Annotated in this window: 1 protein-coding gene; it reads right to left on the reverse strand. The window is 44.5% G+C overall.

The features are described 5' to 3' along the window. On the reverse strand, window positions 1-541 hold a 541-nt coding region (murB, locus tag R7044_RS27555; protein WP_225456272.1), incomplete at both ends, for a UDP-N-acetylmuramate dehydrogenase.

Below are 541 nucleotides of genomic sequence, written 5' to 3' on the forward strand. Positions count from 1 at the left end.
CATCGCTTCGGCAGCTTCAAGCCAATGGCTGTGACAAAGCATTTTTCATATAGATCATGTTTGAAAACTGAATCTCGATATCCAAATTCGCAGTCTTCCGCACTCATCCGCCTCGTTTTTAAAGTCGTCAAATCCAATACATCGACGTAGCTACAAAGATCTTTTAGTTCAACCCCGTATGCGCCGATGTTTTGGATCGGAGCTGACCCAGCACAACCGGGAATCAAAGCTAAGTTTTCGATCCCGCCCATACCTTGGGCAACACACCAAGCCACCAAACTCGGCCAATCCTCTCCACCTTGAACATGCAGAAGATAATCTTCATGGGTTTCTGAAACCGATTTCCCCAAAAGGCGGTTAACAATGACGAGACCATCAAAATGTTCAGTAAATAGAACATTGCTGCCTTTACCCAAAAACAACTTCGGCAGACTTTGAAAAGCAGGATTTTGATAGAGGCTGATTACATCATCTATCGAGTCAACAATGGCTAAGTAGGAGCAAGTCTGCTCGATACCAAAAGTGTGAAAAGCCTTGAGGC

It is taken from the genome of Vibrio sp. 1402 (assembly GCF_033340275.1).